Source organism: Streptomyces sp. S.PB5 (genome assembly GCF_030403745.1).
GTDB lineage: Bacteria > Actinomycetota > Actinomycetes > Streptomycetales > Streptomycetaceae > Streptomyces.
The window spans coordinates 43,173-65,737 of the sequence record NZ_JAQMWP010000032.1; the positions used below are offsets into that span (position 1 = coordinate 43,173).

At 71.6% G+C, this 22,565-nt stretch carries 22 protein-coding genes and 2 pseudogenes; 12 read left to right on the top strand and 12 right to left on the bottom strand.

All coding sequences use genetic code 11. The features are described from left to right. Positions 1-39 precede the first annotated feature (39 nt). The gene (locus PH203_RS46165) at positions 40-1,599 is read right to left on the bottom strand and encodes a glycoside hydrolase family 32 protein (RefSeq protein ID WP_289928616.1); all 1,560 of its coding nucleotides are present in this window, start codon (positions 1,597-1,599) and stop codon (positions 40-42) included. 176 nt (positions 1,600-1,775) lie between these two features. Here PH203_RS46165 and PH203_RS46170 point away from each other — a divergent pair, with 176 nt between their 5' ends. The 4 genes from PH203_RS46170 to PH203_RS46185 are packed head-to-tail and all read left to right on the top strand — an operon-like array spanning position 1,776 to position 6,391. Then, a complete protein-coding gene (locus PH203_RS46170) occupies positions 1,776-3,185 on the top strand; it encodes an extracellular solute-binding protein (protein ID WP_289928617.1) in 1,410 nt (469 codons plus the stop codon). After that, on the top strand, positions 3,182-4,126 hold the full coding sequence (locus PH203_RS46175) for a sugar ABC transporter permease (RefSeq protein WP_289928619.1): 945 nt from the start codon (positions 3,182-3,184) through the stop codon (positions 4,124-4,126). The genes PH203_RS46170 and PH203_RS46175 overlap by 4 nt, the downstream gene beginning before the upstream one ends. A 16-nt stretch (positions 4,127-4,142) precedes the next feature. Further along, positions 4,143-4,997, top strand: a complete 855-nt coding sequence (locus PH203_RS46180; RefSeq protein ID WP_289928620.1) for a carbohydrate ABC transporter permease — start codon at positions 4,143-4,145, stop codon at positions 4,995-4,997. Continuing rightward, positions 4,994-6,391 carry a glycoside hydrolase family 32 protein gene (locus PH203_RS46185; protein WP_289928621.1) on the top strand — a complete coding sequence of 466 codons (1,398 nt, stop codon included), beginning with the start codon at positions 4,994-4,996 and terminating at the stop codon, positions 6,389-6,391. The genes PH203_RS46180 and PH203_RS46185 overlap by 4 nt, the downstream gene beginning before the upstream one ends. On the opposite strand, the gene PH203_RS46190 is transcribed toward PH203_RS46185, so the two are convergent. Then, positions 6,354-7,415, bottom strand: coding sequence for a LacI family DNA-binding transcriptional regulator (locus tag PH203_RS46190; protein ID WP_289928653.1), 1,062 nt, complete (start codon positions 7,413-7,415; stop codon positions 6,354-6,356). The two genes, PH203_RS46185 and PH203_RS46190, sit on opposite strands and share 38 nt — an antisense overlap. A 96-nt stretch (positions 7,416-7,511) precedes the next feature. Here PH203_RS46190 and PH203_RS46195 point away from each other — a divergent pair, with 96 nt between their 5' ends. Both PH203_RS46195 and PH203_RS46200 read left to right on the top strand, forming a co-directional pair. After that, positions 7,512-8,342 carry an aldo/keto reductase gene (locus PH203_RS46195; protein ID WP_289928622.1) on the top strand — a complete coding sequence of 277 codons (831 nt, stop codon included), beginning with the start codon at positions 7,512-7,514 and terminating at the stop codon, positions 8,340-8,342. A 159-nt stretch (positions 8,343-8,501) separates the two neighbouring features. After that, positions 8,502-8,939: a cupin domain-containing protein gene (locus PH203_RS46200; protein ID WP_289928623.1), complete on the top strand. Its 438-nt coding sequence runs from the start codon at positions 8,502-8,504 to the stop codon at positions 8,937-8,939. Positions 8,940-8,974: 35 nt separating this feature from the next. Here the strand turns inward: PH203_RS46200 and PH203_RS46205 are convergent, their stop codons facing one another. The 9 genes and pseudogenes from PH203_RS46205 to PH203_RS46245 all read right to left on the bottom strand — a co-directional run bounded on the left by PH203_RS46205 (position 8,975) and on the right by PH203_RS46245 (position 16,043). Beyond that, entirely contained in the window at positions 8,975-11,314 is a 2,340-nt protein-coding gene (locus PH203_RS46205) for a SpoIIE family protein phosphatase (protein ID WP_289928624.1), read from the bottom strand. A 64-nt stretch (positions 11,315-11,378) separates the two neighbouring features. Continuing rightward, positions 11,379-11,846 carry a peroxiredoxin gene (locus PH203_RS46210; protein WP_289928625.1) on the bottom strand — a complete coding sequence of 156 codons (468 nt, stop codon included), beginning with the start codon at positions 11,844-11,846 and terminating at the stop codon, positions 11,379-11,381. Continuing rightward, positions 11,843-12,223, bottom strand: coding sequence for a DoxX family protein (locus tag PH203_RS46215; protein WP_289928626.1), 381 nt, complete (start codon positions 12,221-12,223; stop codon positions 11,843-11,845). The genes PH203_RS46210 and PH203_RS46215 overlap by 4 nt, the downstream gene beginning before the upstream one ends. A 196-nt stretch (positions 12,224-12,419) precedes the next feature. Continuing rightward, positions 12,420-12,866: pseudogene (locus tag PH203_RS46220) on the bottom strand (MarR family transcriptional regulator); the annotation flags it as partial. Positions 12,867-12,899: 33 nt separating this feature from the next. Next, positions 12,900-14,069 carry an FAD-dependent oxidoreductase gene (locus tag PH203_RS46225; protein WP_289928627.1) on the bottom strand — a complete coding sequence of 390 codons (1,170 nt, stop codon included), beginning with the start codon at positions 14,067-14,069 and terminating at the stop codon, positions 12,900-12,902. Then, complete coding sequence (locus PH203_RS46230; RefSeq protein WP_289928629.1) at positions 14,066-14,260, bottom strand: ferredoxin; 195 nt, start codon at positions 14,258-14,260, stop codon at positions 14,066-14,068. The genes PH203_RS46225 and PH203_RS46230 overlap by 4 nt, the downstream gene beginning before the upstream one ends. 194 nt (positions 14,261-14,454) lie before the next feature. Beyond that, complete coding sequence (locus PH203_RS46235; RefSeq protein ID WP_289928631.1) at positions 14,455-15,129, bottom strand: TetR family transcriptional regulator; 675 nt, start codon at positions 15,127-15,129, stop codon at positions 14,455-14,457. A 2-nt stretch (positions 15,130-15,131) separates the two neighbouring features. Beyond that, positions 15,132-15,329, bottom strand: a pseudogene (locus tag PH203_RS46240) (cytochrome P450); the annotation flags it as partial. Positions 15,330-15,362: 33 nt separating this feature from the next. Continuing rightward, positions 15,363-16,043, bottom strand: coding sequence for a TetR/AcrR family transcriptional regulator (locus PH203_RS46245; protein ID WP_289928633.1), 681 nt, complete (start codon positions 16,041-16,043; stop codon positions 15,363-15,365). Positions 16,044-16,156: 113 nt separating this feature from the next. Between PH203_RS46245 and PH203_RS46250 the strand changes: the two genes are divergently transcribed. The 6 genes from PH203_RS46250 to hemC all read left to right on the top strand — a co-directional run bounded on the left by PH203_RS46250 (position 16,157) and on the right by hemC (position 21,928). Continuing rightward, positions 16,157-16,894, top strand: coding sequence for an SDR family oxidoreductase (locus PH203_RS46250; protein WP_289928634.1), 738 nt, complete (start codon positions 16,157-16,159; stop codon positions 16,892-16,894). A 118-nt stretch (positions 16,895-17,012) separates the two neighbouring features. Then, entirely contained in the window at positions 17,013-17,993 is a 981-nt protein-coding gene (locus tag PH203_RS46255; protein WP_289928635.1) for an ATP-dependent DNA ligase, read from the top strand. A gap of 163 nt (positions 17,994-18,156) precedes the next feature. Then, positions 18,157-18,933, top strand: coding sequence for an NPP1 family protein (locus tag PH203_RS46260; RefSeq protein ID WP_289928636.1), 777 nt, complete (start codon positions 18,157-18,159; stop codon positions 18,931-18,933). A 101-nt stretch (positions 18,934-19,034) separates the two neighbouring features. Continuing rightward, positions 19,035-20,054 carry a questin oxidase family protein gene (locus PH203_RS46265; protein WP_289928637.1) on the top strand — a complete coding sequence of 340 codons (1,020 nt, stop codon included), beginning with the start codon at positions 19,035-19,037 and terminating at the stop codon, positions 20,052-20,054. 41 nt (positions 20,055-20,095) lie between these two features. Then, complete coding sequence (locus PH203_RS46270) at positions 20,096-20,929, top strand: hypothetical protein (RefSeq protein ID WP_289928638.1); 834 nt, start codon at positions 20,096-20,098, stop codon at positions 20,927-20,929. Between the two features lie 63 nt (positions 20,930-20,992). Beyond that, positions 20,993-21,928 (top strand): hydroxymethylbilane synthase, encoded by a 936-nt coding sequence (gene hemC / locus PH203_RS46275; protein WP_289928639.1) that lies wholly within the window; start codon positions 20,993-20,995, stop codon positions 21,926-21,928. A gap of 16 nt (positions 21,929-21,944) precedes the next feature. On the opposite strand, the gene PH203_RS46280 is transcribed toward hemC, so the two are convergent. Next, the gene (locus PH203_RS46280) at positions 21,945-22,460 is read right to left on the bottom strand and encodes a hypothetical protein (protein ID WP_289928642.1); all 516 of its coding nucleotides are present in this window, start codon (positions 22,458-22,460) and stop codon (positions 21,945-21,947) included. Between the last annotated feature and the right edge of the window lie 105 nt (positions 22,461-22,565).

Genomic DNA, 22,565 nt, shown 5'->3' on the forward strand with positions numbered 1-22,565 from the left:
CGGCCCAACTCCTTTTCCCCGACGGCCGGGTTGAACGCCTCACACGGTGAACTCCCGTATCACCACGTCCCGGAAGACCGCCGTTCCGTCGATGGTGAAGAGCGCGATCCCGGTGTCGATCAGATACGGGAAGACCTCCGACGAGTGCACGTACCGGCCGTCGTCCACGAACATCTCGACGGAGGTGCGGTCGACCAGGATCCGCAGTTTCACGGTGCGGGCGGCCGGGTCGAAGGGGCTGTGGCTCTCCTGCCAGCGGCCGGAGGCGTCGGGGTTGACGGTGGTGCGGCGGTTGAGGAAGGCGTAGTCGCCGTAGATTCCGGCGTCGATGTGGCGGCCCGCGTCGGGCGAGCGGCGCACCTGCAGGCCCGCGCCCTTGAGCTGGTCCCAGGTGATCTCACAGGTGAGCTCGTATGCCGTGCCCTTGTAGTCCAGGACGCGGGTGCCGCTCACCTCCAGGTCGCCGAGGTTCACCGTCCGCGAGACGTAGGAGTCCAGCGCGGGGACCGGACGCGAGGCGAGATAGTGACCGCCGGAGGGCGCGCGTTTCAGGGTGATCTCGCGGACGATCGAGTCGGTGCCGTTGAAGCCGTCGGTGTCGATCGTGGGCGTGGTGTTCGCGTAGTCCCAGTTGTTGAGCCAACCGATCGCGTACCGGGCGCCCTCGTCGCGCGTGCCGTCGGCGGCCCGCTTCTCGAAGGTGACGGCGCCGTACCAGTCCCAGCCGTGGTCGAGCCACTGCGGGGCGCTCGCGTCGGCCGTGAAGGTCGTACCGTCGAAGGAGCCGGTCCAGTAGGCGTAGGTGTTGGGCAGCCCGGCCCCCTTGGCGTTGGCGCTCACCCCCAGCACCCACTTCGCCGTACCGTCGTCCGCGGTGATGCGGAACAGGTCGGGGCACTCCAGGACGCCGATGCCGTCCTTGATGAATCCGCCGACGTAGGTCCAGGACTTCAGGTTCGTCGAGTGGTAGAAGCCGACCTTGTTGTTCTCGGCCAGGGCCATCACCCACCGGCCGCGTTCCTCGTCGCGGATCACCTTCGGGTCGCGGAAGTCGCGCACGCCGGGGTTGGGCAGGACCGGGGCGGTGCCGTACGGGCTGAAGGTGCGTCCGCCGTCGGTGGACCGGTACAGGAACTGCTCCTGACGGTCGGTGCCGCCGCCGGGGGACATCGTGACCAGGACGATCACCGCGCCGGGGCCGAAGCCCGCGGTGTTGCCGGTGTCGACGACGGCCGAGCCCGACCAGACGTCGCCGTTGACGGTGGTGTCCTTGGGCACCGCGATCCCCCGGTCGGTGAAGGAGACCAGGTCCCGGCTGGTGGCCAGCCGCCAGGCGGTCCCCGCCTCGGTGCCACCGGTGAGGTAGTCCGGGTTGTAGAGGTAGTAGTAGTGGTACTCGCCGTCGATCCACACCGGTCGCTGCGGATCGTTCTTCCACTGGTCGGGGACCGTGAAGTGGTAGGCGGCACGGTAACTCGCGCACGCGGCGGCCGGCTTGGGTTTCGCCGCGGCCGGTCCCGCGGTGACCGCCGGCAGCAGCACGCCCGCCGCGCCGGCCGTCGACCCCGCGAACAGCGCTCTCCTGGACAACCCACGCATCACACATGTTCCTCTCGTCAAAGACGTCTCGGACGCCGGAAAGGGCGGCTCATGGGTCCAGGACTCTGGGACCTAACTCGTTAAAGGTCAAGGGGTGCACGACCCTTGACAGCACCGTGCGCCGCTTCCCATCATCTGGGTCGTCAACCCTGAACTAACACGAGTTAGGCCCGTTGATGACCGACTCGCACCTCACCCGCCGCACACTGCTGCGGTACGGCGCCTATGGCGCGGGCGCCGCGGCGCTCGCCGGCACCGCCGCCAGCTGGGACCGGCTCACCGGAGCCGACATCCCCGGCCGCGACGACGGCTCGCTCGTCGTCGCCACCCTCGGTCCCGCCTACGGACCCGAGGCCGTCCGCACCCTCACCGAGGGCTTCAAACAGCTCCACCCCGACATCAAGCTCCGCATCAACGCCGTGCAGGCCGTCGACTGGTCGGACTTCTTCGCGAAGATCCTCACCCAGATCGCGGCGGGCACGGCCCCCGATCTCGTGTACGTCGCCACCGAGGGCGTCCAGTTGTTCGCGCAGCGCCTCGGAGTCCCGCTGGACGACTGGGTCAAGCGGGACGCCGAGGAGCTGCGGGAGTACTTCGCCGACGTCCACCCCTCGCTGGTGGAGTCGATGATGTACGAGGGGAGCCTCTACCAGCTGCCGGTCGAGTTCAACGCGGCCGACATGTACCTCAACAACCAGGTCCTGCAGCGCGCCGGCGCGGACTTCCCCGCCGCCGACTGGACCCGCGACGACTTCACCACGCTGCTGCGGGACATGAAGAAGTCCAGCGGTTCGCAGTTCACGCCGTACTTCTGGACCAACCGGCTGTGGGGCGGTGTGGTGCCGTGGCTGTTCGCCAACGGGACCAATCTGCTCGCGGAGTCCAAGGCGCCCGGCGGGGCGTGGCTGTGGGACTCCTTCTACCCGGCCGCCGACCGGCAGGGCCGCGGGGGCGGGTTCCGGTGGACGACCCCGCAGGCCACCGATGAGCGGGTGGAGGAGGCCTACGACTATCTCGCCTCCCTCATCCAGGAGGACCTGTGCACCCGCCCCGAGGGCGGCAACGGCCAGAACCTGATCGGTGTGTTCTCCACCGGCCGGGTCGGCGTCACGCCCGCGGGCGGCTTCTGGGCGGGCGGACTGCACCTGGCCGGCATGGAGGCCGACAGCTTCGACGTGCAGTACTTCCCGCGCTGGCGCACCCAGCGCATGCAGTTCGGCGCCGCCGGCTACGCGCTGCTGCGCACCTCCAAGCGGCAGGACGAGGCCTGGGAGTTCATCAAGTACGCCGCCCGCCGGGACACCCTGATGCGGCTGTTCCAGACCAACCAGACCACCCCGGCCCGCCGTTCGATGCTGACCGCCGACCGCTACCGGGAGATCGGCCCGAAGCACTGGCAGGTCTTCTACGACACCCTCGACAAGTTCCCCGACACCGGCCCCATCCCCGCCCCGCCGCAGGTGGCCGAGGTCGAACAGGTGCTGCTCAAGCACACCGGCACCGCGCTGGCCTCCCGGCGGTCGGTGGCCCCCGCGCTGCGGCGGATGCAGGGCGATCTGGAGAAGGCCATGGAGCGTGACGTATGACGAGCACTCAGACAGCCACACCGGTACGGACGTTCACACCACCACCGGCCCCCGCGCGCCGGTCGGCCCGCGACCGGGGCACCCGGCTCCTCGCCACGCTCTTCCTGGCGCCCACCGTCGTCGGCATCGTCGTCTTCACGGTCGTGCCGATCGTCGGCTCGGTGGTGCTGAGCCTCTTCCACTGGAACGTGATCGACGACCCGAGCTTCGCCGGGAGCGCCAACTACCGCGAGGTGTTCGGGGATTCGACCGTGCTGGTCTCCTTCCGCAACACGCTCGTGTTCATGGTGCTCGCGGTGGCGCTGCAACTGCTGATCGCGCTGGTGCTGGCGCTCGCGGTCAACGGCCGGATGCCCATGTGGCTGCGGTCGGTGTTCCGTTCGGCCTTCTTCCCGCTGGTGCTGTCCGCCGCGTCGATCTCGGTGGTGATGAAGTACCTGTTCAACCAGGACTTCGGGGTCGTCAACTGGCTCCTCGGCACGGTCGGGATCGCGCCGGTGCCCTGGCTGACGTCGGAGAACGCGGCGATGGCGACGGTCGTCCTGGTCTATGTGTGGCAGCAGTTCGGGTTCTCGTTCCTGCTCTTCGTGGGCGGCCTGAACAACATCCCCAAAGAGATCCACGAGGCCTCCTCCCTGGACGGCGCGACCGGACTGCGCAAACACCTGAGCATCACCCTGCCGCTGCTCTCCCCCACCCTGCTGGTCGCGTCGGTGGTCGGGATCATCAACGCGCTCCAGGTCTTCGAGCAGCCGTACGTCCTCACCAACGGCGGGCCCGGTGACTCGACCCGGACCGTGGTGATGGTGATCTACGAGAGCGCGTTCGAACAGCTCCGCTTCGGTGAGGCATCGGCGGTGGGTGTGCTGCTGTTCGTGCTGATCATGGCGGTCACCGCCCTCCAGTTCCGGCTCAGCCGGCGTTTCGTCCACTACCAGTGAGCCGGGTGAGTCCTCCATGAGCCAAGCGACTTCGACCGTGAGCCGAGCGCGCCACCAGCTCGCGCCGTGGGCGCGGATCGCCGCACTGGCGGTGTGCGCCCTGCTGACCCTGGGGCCGGTCATCTGGACCGTCTCCACCTCGTTGCGCACCCCGGCGGAATCCTTCGATCTGCCACCGAAGATCATTCCGACGAGTCCGACCGTGGAGTCGTACCGCGGGGTCTTCGACCAGATCGACGTGTGGCTGCTCGCGCTGAACTCCACCCTGGTGACCGCCCTGATCGCGGTCGGCCAGATGATCACCGCGGGCCTCGCCGGTTACGCCTTCGCCCGCCTCGAATTCCGGTTCAAGAAGCCGCTGTTCGGGCTGGTCCTGGCGACGATGATGGTGCCGTTGCAGGTGACCATCGTGCCGGTGTTCCTGGTGCTGAAGTCGATGGGGCTGACCGACACGCTCCTCGGCCTGATCATCCCGGCCTTCCCGACCGCCTTCGGCACCTTCCTGATGCGCCAGTACTTCCTGGGCATGCCGAAGGATCTCGGTGAGGCTGCGATGCTCGACGGCTGCGGGCCCTGGCGGATCTTCCGGTCCGTGTACGCGCCGCTGGCCGCGCCGGGCCTGGCGATCGTCGGTGTGCTGGCCTTCAACTACCACTGGAACGAGTTCTTCCGCCCACTGATCCTGGAGACCTCGGGCCAGAACTACACCCTCCCCCTCGGCCTGGTCTCCCTCCAGGGCAACCTCGGCACCGGCTCGATCTCGGTCGTGCTCGCCGGTGTCGTGCTCTCCATGCTCCCCGCCGTCGCCGTGTTCCTCGTCGGCCAGCGCCCTCTTCGTGAGGGCATCACCTCCGCAGGAGTCAACCGTTGAGCACCGCCCCCTCCGGCCATCCCGCCGCCCCCCGGTTCCGGGTCCGTCCGCCCGCGAACTGGATCAACGACCCGAACGGGCCGTTCCGTTGGCGGAACCGCTACCACCTGTTCTTCCAGCACAACCCGGATGCCCCGGTCCACGCGAACGTCCACTGGGGCCATGTCTCCAGCCCCGACCTCGCGCACTGGGAGCACCATCCGATCGCCCTCACCCCGACCCCGGGCGGCCCGGACGAGTCCGGCTGCTGGTCGGGGTGCGTGGTCGACGACGGGGGCGTGCCGACCGCCGTCTACACCGGCGTCGACCGCCATCACACCGGGCTCGGCTCGATCTGCCTGGCGCGGGCCCTGGTCCCGGACGACGAGACGCTCACCGACTGGAAACCGCTGCCCACGCCCGTGGTGGCCGGCCCGCCCGCCGGTCTGGACGTGGTGATGTTCCGCGACCCGTTCGTCTTCCGCAGCGAGGGCCGACGCCTGGCCCTGGTGGGCGCGGGGCACGCCGACGGCACGCCGTCGGTGCTGCTGTACGACTGCGACGACCTCACCGACTGGCGGTTCGCCGGAGTGCTGCTCGACGGCAACGACCCGGTCGCGGCCGACGCGTTCGGGGACAAGGCCGTCGGCTGGGAGTGCCCTCAGCTGTACTCGACGGCGAGCGGGGAGTGGGTGCTCGTGGTCTCGCTGTGGGACGGGGACCCGTGCGCCACCGGATATCTGACGGGCCGTCTCCAGCCCGACGACGAGGGGGGATTGCGCTTCGAGGCGCGCACCGGCGGACTCCTCGACCACGGACGCGACTTCTACGCTCCGGCCGTGCTCCAGGAGCCGGACCGGGTGTTGCTGTGGGGCTGGTCCTGGGAGGCCCGCGAGCAGAGTGAGGCCGATCGCGCCGGGTGGGCCGGGGTGCTCAGCGCGCCGAGGGTCGTCGGCGTCCATCCGGACGGAGCCCTGAGCGTCGTACCGGCTCCGGAGCTCGAACTGCTGCGGGCGGCCGAGCCGTTCGGCACGGCGCCGGGGCGTGCCACGCCGCTGCCGGAGGCGTACGACCTGACCGTGACCGTGTCGACGCGGACCACGGTGAGTCTGCTGCGGTCGGCGTCAGGTGCGGAGCTGACGGTGCTGCTCGACCCGGACGGGGGCACCGTGACGCTGGACCGCTCGGACTGGCCGCGGGCCCGGCCGGACGGGCCGGCGCCGATCGTGGTGCGGGCGCCCGCCGAAAAGGTGCGGATTCTCGTCGACGGGTCGCTGTTCGAGCTGTTCGTCGGTGACCGGGCCTCGGTCACCGAGCGGGTCTACCGCCGGCCGGACGATGTGGCCGAGCTGGTCGTCACCGGTTCCGGGGCCGGGGTCACCGGCTGGGAGCTGGTCCCACCGACGCCCGACTGATCACCGGGCAGGCGAGGCGTCGTACCGTCGCGGGCGGTGTCCTGCCGGTGTCGATGGAGTCGAGGAGGAGCCGTGCGGCGGCCTCGCCCATCGCCCGGTGGGGCAGCGCGACGGTGGTGAGGGCCGGGGTGAGGTGGGCGGCCATGTGTTCCTGGTCGTCGTAGCCGACCACCGACAACTGCTCCGGGACGGCGATGCCGAGGCGGGTCGCGGCGTGCAGGACGCCTGCCGCGACCCGGTCGTTGTAGCAGAAGACTCCCGTGGGCCGCTGATCCGGGGAGGCGCCTTCGAGGATCCGCAGCGCGCCTTCGTATCCGCCCGAGATCTCGCCGCCCGTGCGCAGCACATGGTCCTTCGGGACGGTGATCCCCTCGGCGCGCAGCGCGTCCCGGAAGCCGCGCAGCCGCTCGGCGGAGGCGATGTCGTCCTGCCCGCCGATCATCGCGACGCGGCGGTGCCCCTCGTCCAGCAGCAGCCGGGCCGCCGTACGGCCGCCCGCGCGCTCGGCGGGGATGACGGCGGGCAGCGAGTCGTCCTCGGGCACGCAGTTGGCGAGGACGGAGTGGGTGCGGTGCAGCCCCTCGGGGACGCGGACCCGGCGCAGGGACATGGCCGCGTAGATGATGCCGTCCACCCGCCGGTCCAGGAGCTCGGCGACGGCCGCGTCCTCCTTGGCCAGGTCGCCTCCGGAGTCGATGGTCAGGACGAGGTGCTCGCTGTCCCAGGCGGTCTCCATCGCCCCGCGCAGCAGCCGGCCGGCGAAGGGCGAGGAGGCGATCTCGTCGGTGACCAGGCCGATCACGGCCGTACGGCGGCGGCGCAGCCCGCGGGCCACGGGGTCGGGGCGGTAGCCGAGGCGGGCGGCGGCCTGGCGGATGCGTTCCTGGGTGGCGGGCGAGAGGTTGCCCTCGGCGCGGCCGTTGAACACGAAGGAGACCGCGGTGTGCGAGACACCCGCGAGCCGGGCGACGTCCTTCGACGTGGGACGCGTGCCCTTGCCCTGCTTCTCCTCGGTGCCGCCCATGCCGCCCGCCGCCCTCATCCCCCAGCCGTCCGGTTGATCACGGCTCACCCTATCCGCGAGGCTGGGGGCACGACACAGCCGAGGGAAGGTCCGACGGTGATCAGCATCCCCGCACACACGCTCAACGACGGTACGAGGTTCCCGGCCATCGGCCTGGGCACCTGGCCCATGGACGACGCGGAGGCCGAGCGCGCGGTGGCCGAGGCCCTGCGTCTGGGGTACCGCCTGGTCGACTCGGCCACGAACTACGGCAACGAGGCCGGCGTCGGCCTCGGCGTCACCCGCAGCGGCGTCCCCCGCGAGGACGTCGTGGTGACCACCAAGCTCCCGGGCCGGCACCACGGCTACGAGGAGACCCTCGCCTCGTTCGAGGAGTCCCGGCGGCGGCTCGGTCTGGAGTACGTGGACCTCTATCTCATCCACTGGCCGCTGCCCCGCGTCGACAAGTACGTCGACTCCTGGCGGGCCATGATCAAGCTGCGCGAGGACGGTCTCGTGCGGTCGATCGGCGTCTCCAACTTCACGGCGGAGCACATCGAACGGCTGGAGAAGGAGACCGGCGTCCTGCCCGCCGTCAACCAGGTCGAGCTGCACCCCTTCTTCCCTCAGGAGGAACTGCGCGCCTTCCACGCCGCCAAGGGCGTCCTCACCGAGAGCTGGAGCCCCCTGGCCCCCGGCTCCGGGCTGTCGGACGACCCGGTGGTCGCCGGCATCGCCGAGGCGCACGGGGTGACGCCCGGCCAGGTGGTGCTGCGCTGGCACACCCAGCTCGGCGCGGTGCCGATCCCCAAGTCGGCGGATCCGGAGCGGCAGCGCGCGAACCTGGACGTCTTCGGCTTCGAGCTGGACCCGGCCCAGCTGGCGGCGGTCTCCGACCGGGCCCATGGGCGCAGGGGCGGGGATCCGGAGGTGCACGAGGAGTTCTGAGCGGCGTGGAGTCCTGAGGGGCAGGTCGTTCCTGAAGGGCAGGTCGTTCCTGAAGGGCAGGTCGGGATAACCGGAATCCGGCCCGAACTGCCCTTCTCTGCCTCTATGTTCGCTGCGGGAACATCATCGATCTTCCGCTCCAGCGTCAGGAGGCCCCGTATGCGCACCTCGCTCCGCGTCGGCATATCCGGGGTGGTGGCCGCGGCCACCACCCTCACCTGCACCACCGTCGCCCAGGCGACACCGCCGGGCCCGGGTGTGACCGCCAAGCTGATCAGCCAGGTCACCATCGGGGACACCGACTACACCCTCAGAGAGGTCACCGTTCCGCCCGGCGAGGCCACCGGCTGGCACTACCACGACGGCGTCGTGTACGGGTATGTGAAGCAGGGCACGCTGACGCACTATCACTCCGACTGCGCCGTGGACGGGATCTATACGAAGGGCAAGGTCGTACGGGAGCCGGGCGGGCCCAGCGATGTGCACCTCGGCCGGAACCTGGGTGACACGCCGCTGGTGCTGGAGGTGCTGTACGTGCTGCCGCACGGCTCGCCGTTCTCCGAGGACGTGCCGAACCCGGGCTGCCCCTTCCAGTAACCGTCGTCTTCGCGTGCTCAGTCGTCTTCGCGTGCTCACTGCGGGGGCAGCGGCTGTTCGGCCCAGATCGTCTTGCCGGAGCCGGTCTGTCTGCTGCCCCAGCGCTGGGTGAGCTGGGCGACCAGCAGCAGACCGCGCCCGCCCTCGTCGTAGGCGTGGGCGCGGCGCAGGTGCGGTGAGGTCGAACTGCCGTCGGAGACCTCGCAGATGAGGGTGCGGTCGCGGATCAGTCGGAGCTGGATGGGCGGGGCGCCGTAGCGGATCGCGTTGGTGACCAGTTCGCTGACGACGAGTTCGGTGACGAAGGCGGCCTCCTCCAGGCCCCATGCGGTGAGTTGCATGGTGGCGGCCTGCCGGGCGTCGGCCACCCGGGCGGGGTCGGGGGTGATGTCCCAGGTGGCGACCTGGTCCGTGCCCAGCGCCCGGGTGCGGGCGAGCAGGAGGGCCACGTCGTCGCCGGGCTCCTCGGGGAGCACGGCCTTCAGGACGGTGTCGCACAGGGCGTCGAGACTGCCGGCGGGTGCGGTGAGGGCGCGGCAGAGTTCGTCGGTGGCGTGGTCGATGTCGCGGTCGCGGTCCTCGATCAGGCCGTCGGTGTAGAGCGCGACGACGGCGCCTTCGGGCAGCTCGACCTCGGTGGCCTCGAAGGGCAGCCCGCCGACGCCGAGCGGGGGTCCCGCGGTCACGGGGACGAGTTCCGCGGTGCCGTCGGGCAGGACCAGGGCGGGCGGCGGATGCCCGGCGGCGGCCAGGGACAGACGGCGCGAGACGGGGTCGTAGACGGCATAGAGGCAGGTCGCGCCGAGTTCGGCGACGTCGTCGTCGCCGTCGTGGGCCGCGAGGTGGGTGACCAGGTCGTCGAGGTGGGTGAGGAGTTCGTCGGGCGGCAGGTCCACGTCGGCGAGGGTGCGGACGGCCGTGCACAGTCGGCCCATGGTCGCCGAGGAGGTGATGCCGTGCCCGACGACGTCGCCGACGACGAGGGCGACCCGGCTGCCGGAGAGCGGGATGACGTCGAACCAGTCGCCGCCGATGCCGGCGAGGGAACCGCAGGGCAGATAGCGGTGGGCGACCTCGACGGCGGCCTGTCCGGGCAGTCCCTTCGGCAGCAGGCTGTGCTGGAGGGCCAGCGCGGTCGTGCGCTCGCGGGCGAAGCGGCGGGAGTTGTCGATGCAGACGGCGGCACGGCTGGCCAGTTCCTCGGCGAGCGCGGCGTCGTCGGGGACGTAGGGGTCGGCGGCCGCGATGCGGACGGTGACGGCGACGCCCAGGGTGATCCCGCGGGCCTTGAGCGGCACGGCCAGCATCGAGTGGGTGCCCTCACGGTAGGGACGTCCCGCGGGGGCTCGGGCGTTGCGCTCGCGGACCCAGCGGTCGAAGGACGGCTCGCCGGCCATGCCGAGCACGGCACGGCCCTCGCGCAGGGCCCGGGCGGGCGGGGAGTACGGCGGGTAGACGTCCAGCGCGCCGAGACGGACGGCCGCCTCGGGGGTGCCCTCGTGGGCGGAGCCGTGGGCGACGCGGCGCAGGACCACGTCCTGGGGCATCGCGCTGGGCGGTTCGTCCGGGCCGAGGACCCATTCGAGGAGGTCGACGCTGACGAAGTCGGCGAACCGCGGGACCACGAGCGAGACCAGTTCCTCGGCGGTGCGGACCACGTCGAGGGTGGTGCCGATGGCGTCCGCGGCCTCGTTGAGCAGCGCCAGGCGCCGGCGGGCCCAGTGCTGCTCGGTGCTGTCGAAGGCGGCCAGGGCGACGCCGACCACCTCGTCGAGGGCGTTGCGCACCGGCCACATCTCGATGTTCCAGGCGTGGTGGCGGTTGCCGGACGGGGCGCGTGTGTAGCTCTCGTAGTGGACGGGCTCGCCGGTCTCGGCGACCTCCCGCACATGCCGGTGGAAGCCCCGGTTGTAGTCGGCGTCCTCCAGGGTCTCCGGGAGGGACCGGCCGAGCAGTGCCTCCTCCGGCATCCCCATCACCTGGCAGGCGGCGTCGTTGAGCCGCAGACAGCGCTGCTGCGGGTCGAAGACCGACATCGACAGGGAGGCCTGCTGGAAGGCCTGCCCGGCGAGGGTCGGCTCCGCCCCGCCGGGCTGCTCGGTGGTGATCACGAAGCCGCCGGGCGATCCGTCCGGGCCCAGCACCTCGCACGCCCGCAGCGGGAGGGCGACACGGGTGCCGTCCCGGTGCCGTACGACGACCGTGCCGGCCCGGGCCGCCATGGCGTCGGGCGACGGGTCCTCGGCGAGCAGTGCGCGCACGGGAAGTCCCACGGCCTCCTCGGCCGGGTATCCGGTCAGTCGCCGGGCACCGTCGCTCCACCCCGTCACCATGCCGAGGGCGTCGACGACCGCCGCGGCGGAGGCGTGCTCCATATCGTCCAGGATGGTCCCTTTGCCGCACCGCAACAACCTCGGTACGGCTACCAGGACTCGTACGTCACTTGCGGTGGGCGCGCAGGGCGTCCAGGGCCCGGTCGGCGTGGGTGTTCATGCGCAGTTCGCTGCGCACGACCTCCAGGACGGTGCGGTCCTCGGCGATGACGAAGGTGACCCGCTTGGTCGGCGCCATCGAGAACCCGCGCTTGACACCGAACCGCTCCCGGATCGTCCCGTCCGCGTCGGACAGCAGCGGCATCCCGAGCGCGTGCTTGCCGGAGAACTCCTGCTGGCGCTCCACGGTGTCGCCGCTGACACCGACGGGGCGCGCGCCGACAGCGGCGAACTCGGCGGCGAGGTCGCGGAAGTGACAGGCCTCGGCGGTGCAGCCGGCGGTCAGTGCGGCGGGGTAGAAGAACAGGACGATCGGTCCGTCCGCGAGCAGCGAGGTCAGGCTGCGGGGCGTCCCGGTCTCGTCGGGCAGCTCGAAGTCCTCGATCCGGTCCCCGGCCTCTATCCGTGCGCTCATGCCTGGCCCTCCGTGTTCCGTGCGATGTTGCGGGCCCACAGGACGAGGGGCACCTGAAGCGGCAGCCGGGCGATCGCGGCGGCCTTCTGCGGGGTGGGGCGGTGACGCCAGTCGACGGCCATCTTCACGTTCGCCGGGAACACCCCGACGAAGAAGGCGGCGGAGGCCAGCGCCGCGGCCTTCCGTGTACGGGGCGCCACGAGACCTGCGGCCAGCGCGAACTCGGCGACGCCGCTCGCATAGGTCCAGGTCCTGGGCGATCCCGGCAGGAACTTCGGGATGGTCGCGTCGAACGAGCGTGGCGCGGTGAAGTGGGTGACCCCCACGCCGGCCAGCAGACCGGCCAGCAGCAGGGGTGAGCGTTGGGACCGGGGCACGGATCCTCCTATGGGGGGCTTGCCGCGCGATATTACTGGACGGTACAAGCAGGTCGTACGGCGGCCTGTCCGCCTGCTGCGAAAGGCGGTTGTGGGCTTTGGGCGTGCGGCCGGACGAACGCCGGAAGACCTCGATGCCGATCGCTCTGCCCCTGGTGGGGCGGCTGCTGCTGTGCGGGGTGCGCGAGCTGGACGCGGACGGTCGGGCGGTGGGCGCCGGTTCCGTCTCGTCGTCGACGGCGTAGGAGAGGAAGTCGTCGACCATGCGGTGGAAGAGGGTGGCGAGCCGGCCCAGCTCCTCCGGCGACCACTCGGCCAGGGCGAGCCGCATGCCCCGCGCGCCGGTGTCCCGGCCCCGGTCGACGGCCTGCCGGCCGGCTTCGGTGGGATCGATGCGCTGGGCGCGGCGGTCCTCGGGGTCCGCGCGGGTGACGTATCCCGTCTTCTGCGGCTGCTGCACCGTGCGGGGCATGTGCGAGGCCTCCACGCCGAGCCGGTTGGCCAGCTCCCCCGGGCGCAGCGGCTCGGCGTCGGCGACCTGCCGCAGCAGCGCCACGGCGGCGCGGTCCAGTGGCACTCCGGCCAGGGCCATCAGCCGCTCGTGCTGCCGGGCACGGGTGCCCAGGCAGGTGATGCGGGTCAGCGCTCGCGTGCGTGTGCGCGGAGTACCGCCGCTTCAGACTGTCACCTCCACGGCCTCGGCCCAGCTCGCTCCCGTGGCGATGGCCTGGCGCCACCGCCGGATCGCCTTCGGCGGCACACCGACCGCCAGCGCCCCGCTGACCCGCTGCCCGGTCCGGTAGGCCACGACGAACCGCCGCTCGGCCAAGTCGCCCTCCACCACGGCGACTTCGTCGTGACCGCGCAGGAACCCGTACGCCTGGATCTTCATGTCGTACTGGTCCGACCAGAAGTACGGCACCGGCGAGAACGGCTTGCGCGCCTGAGGGCTCAGCAGATTACGGGCGGCGGCCATGCCCTGCTCGGCGGCGTTGGTGCGGTGCTCGATACGCATCGACGTCCCGAACAGCGGGTTGTACCAGCGGGCCACGTCTCCCGCCGCGTACACGTTCCGCGCGGCCTCGCAGTACTCGTCGCACACCACACCGTCGCCCACGGCGAGACCGCTGCCGTCGAGCCACTCGGTGTTCGGCAGGGACCCGATGGCCACCAACACCTCGTCCGCCTCGACGAGTTCACCGTCCGCGAGCCGCACCCCGCCCTCCGTCACCTCGGTCACGGAGACCCCGCAGCGCAGATTCACCCCCCGGTCGAGATGCGCCTGCGACAGCATCTGCCCGACCTCCGTGCCGACGGCGTGGGCCAGCGGCACCGCGGCAGGCTCCAGGACGGTCACGTCGGCACCAAGCCGCCAGGCCACCGCGGCGGCCTCCGCCCCGAGGAACCCGGCACCCACGACGACCAGCCGCCGCCCCGGCCCGAGCCGGTCGCGCAGGGTCAGGGCGTCGTCCAGGGTGCGCAGCACATGCGCACCCCCGCCGGGCAGCCGGCGCGGCCGGACGCCGGTGGCGATGACCAGCCCGTCGTACGGCACCGCCGAGCCGTCCGCCAACCGCACGGCGCTCTCGGCGAGGTCGAGGCCGGTCGCGGCCACCCCGAAGCGCAGGTCGAGACCGAGGGCGGCCAGGTCCTCGGGGGTGCGCAGATCGAGGCGCTCGGGCTGCCACTCGCCGGACAGCACCTGCTTGGACAGCGGCGGGCGGTCGTACGGGGCGAGCGGCTCGTCGCCCACGAGGGTGAGCGTGCCGTCGTACCCCTCGCGGCGGAGCGTCTCGACCGCCGCGAGTCCGGCGGCCGACGCCCCGACGACGACGATCCGCCTCACTGCTCGACCAGCCGGATGGCGGCGGCCGGGCAGACCGCGACGGCTTCCTTGACGTCGTCGAGGAGTTCGTCGCCGATCTCCTGCTCCAGGAGGACCGCGACGCCGTCGTCGTCCTGGTCGAAGACGTCCATCGCGGCGAGTACGCACTGGCCGGAGGCGACACACTTGTCCGCTTCCAGTTCCACCTTCATGGCAATCCCCTTCTTCGCAGGCTTCACGCAGCGCGCACGCCGGCTTCAGTGTCGGAAGGCGCTTGTAGAGGGTGCCGTAGACGACCTGGAGTTCCATTCGAGCCGGCGTCCGGCCCAGGCACTGGTGGATGCCGAAACCGAAGGCGACATGGCGGCGAGCGTGCTTCCCGGAGCCACGTGCGAGCGCCGGCCTCTCACCGGTCACGTGCGGGGTCGGCCTCTCCCCGGGTCACCGGGGCCAGCCAGATGCCGACGACCGCGTCGGCGATCCCGGTGGCGTAGTCGTGCCAACTGGTGCGCGGGGTGGGCCTGTTCTCCGCGAGGGCGCGCTCCCGTTCGGCGGGCAGGTGGATGAGCAGATGGCGGGCCATGTCGCCGCGTTCGGCGCGGACCTCGGGGGGCAGCTCGGGCAGGCACCGGTGCAGTCCGTCGACGATCCGCCGCAGGGACGGGGAGGCGAGGGACTCCTCCAGCATGATCTGGTGGAGGACCGGGTCGGTCATCACCTGCGCGCAGAACCGCGCGAACCAGGTGGGGCCCTCCAGGGCCGCCAGGTGCTCCGGGACCGGGCGGACCAGACAGTCCACCCAGTCCCGCAGATCCGCGGAGTCGCCGAGCTGCGCCAGCATGCGCGCGCGGATCTCCTCGATCCGTTCGGCGTGCTTGCGGGCGATGGCGCGCACCAGGTCGGCCTTGGTGCCGAAGTGGTAGCCGACGGCCGCGTTGTTGCCCTGTCCGGCGGCCTCGCTGACCTGACGGTTGGAGACGGAGTTGACCCCGCGCTCGGCGAACAGCCGCTCGGCCGCGGTCAGGATCAGCTCCCGGGTCGCGCTGACCTGCTCCGCCCGTACCGCCCTGCCTACCGCCATCTTCACCGTCGCACCGGGACTTCCCTCAGCCCTCCGACGGCCAGTCCCTCGAACCGTCGCAGGTCCTCCGCCGCTACGGCGGGTTCCAAGGACGGAAGCCTACGCAACAGCACGTCGAGGACGGTTCGCAGCTCGACGCGGGCCGGCGCCTGTCCCCGACAGGAGTACGGGCCGACACCGAAGGCGAGATGGGTGTGCGGCTCGTGCGGGCCCCCGAAGGTCTCCGTGCGGGTTCAACTCCCGGCGAGCGTGTCCAGCCACTGCCCGAGCAGGCCGGACTCGGCCGCGGTGAACGCCTTCGGCGGTTCGGCGCGCAGACGGGCCGCGAGTGTGGCGGCCGCGACGGGGACGCCGTCCTGCGCCGGGGGGCCCGCGGGGCGGGTCAGGGAGCCGATCACCGCGTCGCGCAGCCGGGCCGAGAAGGCCGGGTCCGGGTACTGCTCCGCCCTGGTGAGCATCGACAGGGCCGCACCGACATTGGCGGACATGATCATCTGCGTGGCGAGGGCGGGCGGGACGGTGAGCCGGCCGGCCGCCGCGCAGCGTTCGAGGATCGCGTGCAGCAGGTCATGGGCCTCGCGCGCCGCGGCGGGCGGGACCGTCAGCTCGGGCGAGTACATCAGGCGGTAGTGGTTGGGGTGCTCCAGCGCGAAGCGCATGTGGTTGTCCCAGCCGCTCTTCAGATCCGCGACGGGATCCTCGCCGGGCCGGGCCGCCCGCTTGGAGGCGAGGTAGCGCTCGAAACCCCGGTCGACCACGGCGGCCAGCAGTCCGGCCTTGTCGCCGAAGAGCCGGTAGAGCATCGGCGCGCCCACGCCCGCCGCCTCGCACACCGCGCGCGTCGAGACATCGGCGGCAGGCGCCTCGGCCAGCAGCTTCGCGGCGACTTCCAGGATCTTTTCCCTCGCGTCCATGACTGCACGGTACGACATTCGTAGCGCTGATACGAGCCGGGCATACCAACGCTACGACACTGTGTTATCGTCGTTACGCGATGAACGTAGCGTCGCTAGTCGAAGGAGCGGACATGAGCACACAGCAGCGCGTCGCGATCGTCACCGGCGGATCGCGCGGCATCGGACGCCAGGTCGCCGAACAGCTGGCCGCCGACGGCTTCGCCGTCGTCGTCGGCTACGCGGGGAACAAGGACGCCGCCGAGGAGGTCGTGCGCGGCATCGAGGCGGGCGGCGGTTCCGCCACCGCCGTACGCGCGGACGTCGGCGACGAGGCCGAGGTGGCCGCCCTGTTCGACCTGGCGGAGACTACGTACGGCGGAGTGGACGCCGTGGTGCACGCGGCGGGGCGGATGCTGCTCTCGCCGGTCGCGGAGCTCGATCTGGACGAGCTGGACGCCCTCTGCCGCACCAACATCCGCGGGACCTTCGTCGTCGACCAGCAGGCCGCGCGCCGGCTCCGTCCGGGCGGGGCGCTGGTGAACTTCTCCAGCTCGGTCGTCGGGCTCGCGTTCCCGACGTACGGCGCGTACGCCGCGAGCAAGGGGGCGGTCGAGGCCATGACGCTGATCCTCGCCCGCGAGCTGCGCGGCCGTGACGTGACGGTCAACGTGGTCGCGCCCGGCCCGACCGCCACCGATCTCTTCCTCGACGGCAAGGACGAGGAGACCATCGCCCGGCTGGCCGCACAGCCGCCGCTGGAGCGACTGGGGACGCCGCGGGACATCGCGTCGGTGGTGTCCTTCCTGGTCGGTCCCGGCGGGCGCTGGGTCAACGGACAGGTGCTGCGGGCCAACGGCGGGATCGTCTGAGACGGCCGCCTCCCGACGCCGGGACATCACCACCCTCCGAAGCCCGAGGGCAGCGCCGATCAGGCGAAACCCGCGGCACGTGCGCGTGCCGACGCGGGGCTCCGTCGACAACTCACCCGTGAGCCTCCCCCTGATCCCGCCCATGCTCGCCACCTCCGGCACCCTGCCGCCCGTCGCGCAGGACACGCACTGGGCGTACGAGACCAAGCAGGACGGCCAGCGTGCCGTGGTCTACCTGCCCGGCGACGGGAGCGTGACGCTGCGCGCCCGGTCCGGGGAGGACATCACGGCCGCCTATCCCGAGCTTCGGGCGCTGGGAAGCGCGCTCGGCACCCTGCCGGCCGTACTGGACGGCGAGATCCTGGCCCTCGACGAACAGGGCCGGGCCGACTTCCAGTTGCTGCAGGCCCGCATGGGCCTGGCCCACGCACCGGGCAAGGCCTCCCGCATGGCCGCCGAAGTCCCCGTCCATCTGGTGCTGTTCGACGTGATGCACCTGGCCGACCGGCCGCTGACCGCTCTCCCCTACGTCCGACGGCGCGGACAGCTGGAGGAACTGGGCCTCGACGGCCCGTACTGGTCGACCCCGGGCGCCGTCGTCGGCCACGGCCGCGAGGCCCTCCAGGCCACCCGCGACCACGGCCTGGAGGGCCTGGTCTGCAAGCGGCTCGACTCGGTGTACGAGCCCGGGGTCCGCTCCCGCGCCTGGATCAAGATCCGGAACATGCACAGCGAGGACGTCGTCATCGGCGGCTGGCTGCCCGGCAAAGGGCGGCTGACGGGGCTGCCGGGCTCGGTGCTGGTCGGCCAGCGCACCGCCGGACGCCTGCGGTACGTCGGCAACGTGGGCACGGGCTGGAGCGAGGCCGAACGGACCGGGCTCGCGGCGCTGTTGAGGACCGCGGCGACCCCCGTGTGCCCCTTCGACCCCGTGCCGCCGGTGCCGGGCGCGCGCTGGGTGCTCCCCCGGCTGGTCGGCGAGGTCCGCTACAGCACCCGCACCAGGGCGGGGTTGCTGCGTCAGCCGTCCTGGCTGCGGCTGCGCGCGGACCTCGCGCCGGAGGAGTCGGCGGCCGACCTTCCGGACGAAACGGCCTGAACCGGCCACCGAAGTCCGGCACCCCGAACAAGATCCAGCTGTTCGGACGGTTGTTACCAGAGAGTCGCTTACCCACTCTTGGCGCGGACATGAAAAGTGGGGAAGCTGAACTCCCCATTCCCCCACAGCCGTTGGGCTGCGCCCGCACCAAGAGGAGGACGCAGTGTCGTCACTCTCGTCCAGGAAGCACCGCGCGAGATGGTTCACCGGTCTGGCCGGCGCCGCCGCCCTGGTCGTCGCCTTCCCCAGCACCGCCCTGGCAGCTCCCCCCACCGCCCTGCCGACCAACGCCGAGTCGGCCGAGTACACCTACCAGCCGGCCTGGGACTACGACACCGACGGCTGCTACCCGACGCCCGCGATCGGCCCCGACGGCACCGTCAACGGCGGTCTGAAGCCCACGGGTTCGCTCAGCGGAGAGTGCCACGACCTCTCGGACCTGAACAACACCAACTCCTACTCGCGCTACAAGTGCAACAACGGCTGGTGCGCCTACATGTACGGCCTGTACTTCGAGAAGGACCAGGCCCTCGCGGGCAGCAGCATCGGCGGGCACCGGCACGACTGGGAGCACGTCGTGATCTGGGTGCAGAACGGCACGGTTCAGTACGTCTCGACGTCCGCCCACGGCGACTACGCGACGACCGCGGCCTCCGGGGTCCGCTTCGACGGCACCCACGCGAAGATCGTCTACCACAAGGACGGCATCAGCACGCACGCCTTCCGGCTGGCCGGCTCGGGTGACGAGCCGCCGGAGAACGCCAAGGGCACCTGGCAGTACCCGCCGCTGGTCGGCTGGAACGGCTACCCGTCAGGCATCCGCGACAAGCTGGTGGCGTACGACTTCGGCAGCGCCAACTTCGCCCTGAAGGACGGGAGCTTCAACTCCAACCTGTCGTCGGCCAAGCCGTCGGGGATCTCCTTCGACCCCAACGCCTGATCCGCCCACGCATCGGGCGCGGGACCTAGGACCCGTGCACCGTCCGGCCTCCGCCCCGCGCCCGATCCCCGCACCCCCGTCCGCCGCATACCGTCCGGGTCATGGACCTCAGCGACACGAGCGGCCAGCTCGAAGAAGCCCTGGAACGCCTTCACGCGTCCGGCCCGGAACGGGGCGGCTGGCTGTCCAACCACGCCCCCATGGTCGTCGAGGCGCTCGCCGCGCACGGACAGTCGGGCGCCGTCCACCGCTGGGTGGACCTCTACCAGGACAAGCTGGAGGACTTCCCCGACCGCGTGGCCCCCGTGACGGACGCCGACTGGGCCGAGGCACTGGGCGATCCGCGCCGCATCGCGGACTGGACCGACTACTTCTCCCGCACCCTCGCCGACCACCCGTGGCGCGGCGTCCTCGCCGAATGGTGGCCGCGGCTGCTGCCCGGCCTGTACGGCGGCGCCACCCACACGGTCATCCGGGTCGGCCACGCCGTACGCGCCCTCGAAGCCGGCGAGAACGCACCCCGGATCACCGAACTCGCCCACGCGCTGGGCTACTGGGCCGCCCGGCACCAGCCGGTCAGGGGCATCACCACGCTGCCGGGTGCGCCGACCGCAGGGGCGGCCCTGGACGCCGTACCCGCGATCGAGCCCGGGCACATGGGATTCCGGGACCGTCTGACCGCCGTACGCCGGCTACCCGTGTGGGCGGACGACGTGACCGATCCCGACACGGCCCGCGCGCGCCTCACCGAGCTCGTCCACGCTTCCACCCACCGCTATGCCACCCACGGCCACGGCGAGCCGACCATGCTCGTGCACGCGGCCACGGCCCCCAACGCCGTGCTGCGCACCCTGGATTCACTGCCCCGCGAGCTGTGGGCACCGAGCCTGCACGCGGCGTGGACGGCATCTGCGGCGGTCACCGCGATGTACGCGCCGCAGGCACCGGTCACCTACACGCCCCCCGGGCGCCTCACCGCCGAGGAGATCCTGGAGCGCGCCCTCGCCCACGGCGACGAGCACGTCATCAAGCTCACCGACACCGCCCTCGACGTCGGCGACGACCTGGCGCTCGCGGCGGCACTGCGCTCGGTCGAGATGAGCGAGCCGCCGGCCTGGTAATTCCGTGGATCACCTCGCGAAGCCGTCGCTAGGGTGCGCGCATGGACGAAGAGGCGGCCTGGGTCGACGCCCGCACGCTGTTCCAGGCGTTGCGCGACCACGAGGGTGCGGACGTGTACGCCGCCGTGGTGCAGCCCTGGCTCGCACGGGCTCAGTCCGCCTATCGCGAGGAGCTGAGCCGGGGCGTCGAGCTGCTCGCGGCGACGGCGGTCGACGGACCGGACGAACGGTGCGGCGATCTGCTGTGGGAGCTGTACGCGCTGAGCCGGGTCAGCGATGTCCTGCTGACCGGCTTCCAGCCGCCCGGTGAGGACGTCGGCGTCTGGCCCGCGGTGTCGAGGGCCGAGTACCTCCGGCTCTTCACCGGCCTGGGCCTGACGCCGTTCGAGGAGGTGGGGGTCTTCGATCCGTTCCTGCACGAGATCGTGGAGGTCGAGCAGACCGAGGACCCGGACGAGCCCGTGCGCATCACCGAGGTCGTCTGGCCCGGACTGTGGTTCGGGTCACTGCTGTTCGGCCGGGCCGGGGTGCGGGTGCGGGCGGGTGCCCGGCACGCCGAGCGGGGTGTGGCCGACCGCTCCCCGCTGTACTGGACCTATCTGCGGCGGCACCGCCCGACCGTGGACCTGTCCCAGGGCTGGGGGCACAACTCCCAGTGGCGCACGGACTTCCGGGTGGACCTGCGGACCGCGGCCGGGGACGAGGTCAACGCCTGCGGGCGGGAGTCCATCGACGCGGAGGACTGGCAGGCTCCCGCGCTGTCCCCGGGCGAGCGGCGTGAACTCCTGCGCCACCGCTGCCTGGTGCGCACTCCGGCCGACGCGTCCGCCCTCACCGGGAGCGCGGAGTTCTTTCCCTTCGACTGGCATGGGTGAGGAGCCTCGCCGGAAGAGCGGTACTGGACGAGCGCACGACCGCGAGGGTCTATCGTGTCCCGCATGTCCGTGCCCGAACTGATCCGTATCGTCTCCCGCGACTCGCCCATGGCGCTCGCCCAAGTGGAGCGCGTCCGCGCCGAGTTGGCCGTACTGCACCCCGGTGTGCGCACCGAGGTCGTCCCCGTGAAGACGACCGGCGACAAGTGGATGGGCGACCTGTCGAAGGTCGAGGGCAAGGGCGCGTTCACCAAGGAGGTCGACGCCGCGCTGCTGGCCGGTGAGGCCGATCTCGCGGTGCACTGCGTCAAGGACATCCCGGCCGACCGGCCGCTCCCGGCGGGGACGACGTTCGCCGCGTTCCTGAAGCGCGACGACATCCGCGACGCCCTGATCCACCCGGACGGGCTCACCCTGGACCAGCTCCCGGCCGGCACCCGGATCGGCACCTCCTCGGTGCGCCGGGTCGCCCAACTGGCCGCCTCCCACCCGGAGCTGGAGTGCGTGCCGTTCCGCGGCAACGCCAACCGGCGCCTGGCGAAGCTGGCGGCCGGGGAGGCGGACGCGCTGCTGCTCGCGGTGTCGGGGCTCGAGCGCATCGGGCGCGAGGACGTGATCAGCGAGGTGCTCTCACCCGAGGTGATGATGCCGCCGATCGGTGCGGGCATCCTCGCCCTGCAGTGCCGGGAGGGCGACACCGAGCTGATCGACTCGGTCAGCGGGCTCGGCGACCCCGACACCCACCGGGAGGCCACGGCGGAACGGATGTTCCTGCACGTCCTCCAGGGGCACTGCAACAGCCCGATCGCCGGGTACGCGCGCGTGGACCACGGGGGCGAGCTCTCCCTGCGGGCCTGTGTGTTCACCCCGGACGGCAAGACCCGGCTCAACGCCCACGAGTGGGCGGGCCGCCTCGACCCGGCGACGCTCGGCACGTCGGTGGCGGTGGCGCTGCTGCGTCAGGGTGCCCGCGAGATCATCGACGGCATCCCGCACTGACCTCCGGGGCCGCCGCTCAGGCGGTGCCCTCTTCGGCCTGGTCCCGCAGGAAGTTGCTGACCTGGTGGGCCAGGCCGTCCCGGCTGCAGGCCGTCTGCACGGCGCCGTCCTGCAGTCCGATTCCGCCGGCCCACATCCGGCGGTCGGCCCAGTCGTCGTCGACCCGCAGCTGGATCTGCACGTCGACCAGGCCCAGGGACGCCTCGGGTCCCGCCGCGTAGACCACGGCCGTGGCCCGGCGCAGCGGGTAGACGTCGAAGCCCTCGATGAACTGCGAGTTGCGCCAGTCGATGAACGCGCTCTCGCCGTCGGTGCCGATCCGGACGTCGATCTGACCGTCCTCGAGGTGGATCGTGGGGTGCTGGCGGCCGCGGTTCTCGACGGTCACACGGACGCTGAAGTAGGTGAGCCCCTCGGCGGCGTCGTCCCGGCCGCGTGGCGGCTCGGAGGCTTCGAGGCGGTGAACGCGCACCCGCAGACCGGCATGCTCGTCGTACTCCTGCCAGTCCCCGACCACGTTCGGCTCGTACACGATCCACCTCTTGTCCCTCAGAGAGCTGCTTCCTATCTGTGTGCTCAGTGCACTGTCAAATGAGCAGAATGCGCTGTGGCCAGCGGATTCACCCCCTTTGATCAG